Source organism: Oscillospiraceae bacterium, assembly GCA_035353335.1.
GTDB lineage: Bacteria > Bacillota > Clostridia > Oscillospirales > JAKOTC01 > DAOPZJ01.
The window spans coordinates 38,269-41,890 of record DAOPZJ010000008.1 but is presented as its reverse complement, the minus strand read 5'-3'; the positions used below and the strand labels follow the sequence as shown (position 1 = coordinate 41,890).

At 51.8% G+C, this 3,622-nt stretch carries 4 protein-coding genes; 2 read left to right on the top strand and 2 right to left on the bottom strand.

The genetic code is table 11. From position 1 onward, the window contains the following. The coding region (locus tag PKH29_03160) for a helix-turn-helix transcriptional regulator (protein ID HNX13834.1) at positions 1 to 941 on the bottom strand (941 nt) is incomplete at its 3' end. A 534-nt stretch (positions 942 to 1,475) separates the two neighbouring features. On the opposite strand from PKH29_03160, the gene PKH29_03155 reads away from it, so the two are divergent. Next, positions 1,476 to 1,817 carry a hypothetical protein gene (locus PKH29_03155; GenBank protein ID HNX13833.1) on the top strand — a complete coding sequence of 114 codons (342 nt, stop codon included), beginning with the start codon at positions 1,476 to 1,478 and terminating at the stop codon, positions 1,815 to 1,817. 300 nt (positions 1,818 to 2,117) lie between these two features. On the opposite strand, the gene PKH29_03150 is transcribed toward PKH29_03155, so the two are convergent. After that, a complete protein-coding gene (locus PKH29_03150; GenBank protein HNX13832.1) occupies positions 2,118 to 2,603 on the bottom strand; it encodes an amidase domain-containing protein in 486 nt (161 codons plus the stop codon). 311 nt (positions 2,604 to 2,914) lie between these two features. Here PKH29_03150 and PKH29_03145 point away from each other — a divergent pair, with 311 nt between their 5' ends. Next, on the top strand, positions 2,915 to 3,565 hold the full coding sequence (locus PKH29_03145; GenBank protein HNX13831.1) for a DUF6132 family protein: 651 nt from the start codon (positions 2,915 to 2,917) through the stop codon (positions 3,563 to 3,565). The last annotated feature ends 57 nt before the right edge of the window (positions 3,566 to 3,622 follow it).

Here is a 3,622-nt window from a genome sequence, read left to right as displayed (position 1 = left end):
GTTGCGGTGAGCGCGGCGAAGACCAGCGCGGCGATCGGCCAGATCAGCCAGGTGATGCCCCATTTTCCGGATAAAAAGCTCCACAGCAGGTAGGCGGCGACGACGAGCGGCCAATAGATGGCGCCGATCTTGTCCTGATGTTCTTCTTCTTTGCGCGCCGACGGGGCATATTCGCCCTCTGAAAGCAGGCGGTCAAAACCGCCCATGACCACGCCCGAAGAGACGAACAGGTATGTCGCCGCGGAGACGACGGCAAGCAGCACGCCGACCATCGCGATCACAACGCTCTCTTTGGCGTTCAGCGCGCCCGCCGTAATCAACGGCACCGCGCACAGAATGCACAGAGCGACGCCGATGACGATGCTCGCGGTATGTCTTTTCGAAAACGCGGCGCGTCTTTCGCGGATGATGCCCTCCGCGCCGTATTCGAGCTCAAACCGGCCTTTATCGAGATATTCATAACGCTTCATCGGGTTGGAGCCGATGATGAACAGCGCGACCGCGCCGGCGATGATGAGCAATAACGTCGCGATTCCGATGGCGGCTCCGGCGGTCTCGGAGATGCCGACGGCTTTCGCGTTGCCCGCAAGCTCGATCAATGTGATCGGAGACAGGATGCACAGCAGCACGCCGAACGCGGTCCGTTTGGCAAATTGCCGGTTATCTTTTAAGTAGTCGTTCACTTCCTGCACCACGACGCGCCTTCCGACGGTCTCGTCGGTCTCGGAATAAACGGCTGTGTCCAGGTCGTCTTTTAATAAGTAGTCGGTCGTCACGCCGAACAGCTTTGCCATTTCGAGAATGCGGTTGATGTCGGGGATGGCGGCCGCGCTCTCCCACTTGGAGATGGACTGTCTCGAGACGTTGAGTTTTTCGGCGAGTTCCTCCTGCGACAGGTTGTTGTTTTTGCGCAGGGTCAAAATCTTATCGGCCAAAATCATGGGAAATCCTCCTAAAAAATAATATATGATGTGTGTTGTTTGCGGGCTCGAACCGAAGGCCTTCGATGTCGCTCTGTCCCGCCTGACCGGACGGCACGTACCGTTCGCGTCATGGTTATAGAATAGCAAAACTTTGGGTTGCACACTATCAATCCGGCTTTTAAATTGCCGCAACCGGCGGTTGCGTTTTGCAAAAAACCTGAACTTTATCATGGAATCGGACGTTCTTTTCAAATTATAGCATGTTTTTTTACAGAATAGAAGCATCAAAAATGCAGGGGCGGATATTATCCGCCCGTAAACAATTCTCATTATAATATCGGATTATAATTTCATAAATCTGCGGGCGGATAATATCCGCCCGCTACAACGAATATATGCAAACGGCGGAACGGGTGAACCCGCTCGCCGTTGAAGTTACGGATAAAAATTAATCGAAATCACACATTCAAACCGGGCGAATATGATGGGGGTGAAAATAGGGAAATAAATGCGCTCCTATTTTCAAATTTGATGAAGGAAGCGAAATCAAACATGTCGATGCCGAATATTTCTCCGTCTTCCACCACACCGTGTCAGGCAATCACCGATCTGCTCGAAACCATTGCGCTTCAAGAAGCGGGGCTTGCGCACATCATCAATGCGGAGGGCGAGAAAATACAGCAGGTGCTGGAAATGGCAAAGGACAGAAACTCCACAGTCAATATTGCCGATTTGATCGCCGTCAACCGGGCCGTAAACGAAACTCTGACAAAAGTCATCAAGCTGGAAATGGTTCTTGAATTTAAATTGGAGGAGATCAACCGGCTGGAATGCCCGAACTGCCCGCCTTGTCCCGACGAAGACGGACATCATCCCCCCTGCAGAAAAGTTTAATGTCCGACCGTCCGGATTACCGCAGTTTTAAAGATTTCTTTGCGATTGTCAATCGATAACCGATTGAATAAAAAGGCCGCTCTTTTGTTTTATTAAAAGAGCGGCCGATGTTTTTATTACATCATATAACATCTTGTGGTAGGTTACACCGAGTTACACCGATCATGCGGTGAAGGCAGGTATATAGGTTTTTCAAATAATTTGAGCTCCTTCAAGAGGGATTATAGATTGTAGGGCGCAGGCATACCGAACCGCAGTTCGTTATGCCTGCGCCCTACAAAATTTTATTTCGGCTTCCGCTCATTTTCGCGCTCCGGCGATGTGAATACCGCGCAAACCCGTGTAAGTATAGCTCGAGAGCGGGCGGTGCCAGGTGTTGAAGGTGTGAGCGGCGACATAGATCTCGTTTTGATCCCGTGCGACCACCACCGGCGTATGGTAATAATGGCCGCTTTCATCGCAGAGTTGGATCAAATCTCCGGGCAGCAGCTGTTCTTTCGGCACCTCTTTCGCATACGGGCCGACGGAATCGTTATTGACGAGAAACGGATATAAAAACTCCACACCGCTCCACGACGGCGTGCGGTCGCCTAAGCTGTTGCAGTACCAGCCCGTAACCGGTTTATAATTCATCACGCCGCAGCCCGCCCAGACGCACTGCGAAGCGAAATTCGTGCAGTCCCCGCCCATTCCGTCGAAATTCGGAAAGCGGGGATTGCGTTTATATGCCCATTTCTCGGCGTAACTCACCGCCGCGGCCCGGTCATACGGAATTTCATTCGGCACTTTGCATTCCCCCAATATGATTTGTGACTTACCACATCATATGAAAATTAACCCCGCAATGCGACGGCGGTATATAGTGTAGGGGCGAACTTTGTTCATGCCCGCAAAGAATCGCAAGCGATTCTCTTTAATGTATCTTAAAGGCGAACGCGGCGGACCGATGCCCGCATCGCTCGCAAAGGCAGGAGATGGATTGCCGCGGGGCAAAGCCCCTCGCAATGACGGAAAAACGACCGTGACAAGGTTACGGAATGTGCGTTTCAATATGCGTAAAATAAAATCATATTCTTTTCACACCCGGAGGTTTCTTTATGATTTATAAATATCTGATCGGCGCGGTCATCGGCGGGCTCGTCGGCTATTTCGTGCTCTATAAACTCATCGGCTGCTCGACCGGCGCATGCCCCATCACGGCAAACCCGTTTCTTTCAACCATTTACGGAATCGTTCTGGGCCTGCTGGTCACGGCGCTTGTCATCCCGTCGCCGAAACCCGCCGAAAACAATTCGAGCATTAGCAGCGCGCAGAGCATGGCCTCTGCCGTAAATTCTGTCGAGAGCGTTCCAAGCTCATCCGCCGCAAGTATGGTCACATCCGAAAATACCGCCGAAAGCAAACCAAGCACAAACGGCATTTCAAGCGCCGCCGCGGTTTACCGCAAAATATCGGCACAGGACGCCAAGGCCAGAATGGACAGCGGCGACAAAATCATCATTGTCGACGTCCGGACCCAATCCGAATTTGACGCGGGGCATATCCCGAACGCGATTTTAATCCCCAATGAGACCATCATCGACACAAAACCGGAACTGCTCCCCGACCTGAACGCCGGGATTTTGGTCTGCTGCCGCTCGGGAAACCGCAGCGCGCAGGCCGCGAAAAAGCTGATCGCCATAGGTTATACAAACGTCTATGACTTCGGCGGCATCATCGACTGGCCGTATGATACGATAACAAAGTAAGGGCGAACTTTGTTCGCCTTTAGAATAGATGAGATAAGAATCGTTTACGATTCTTAT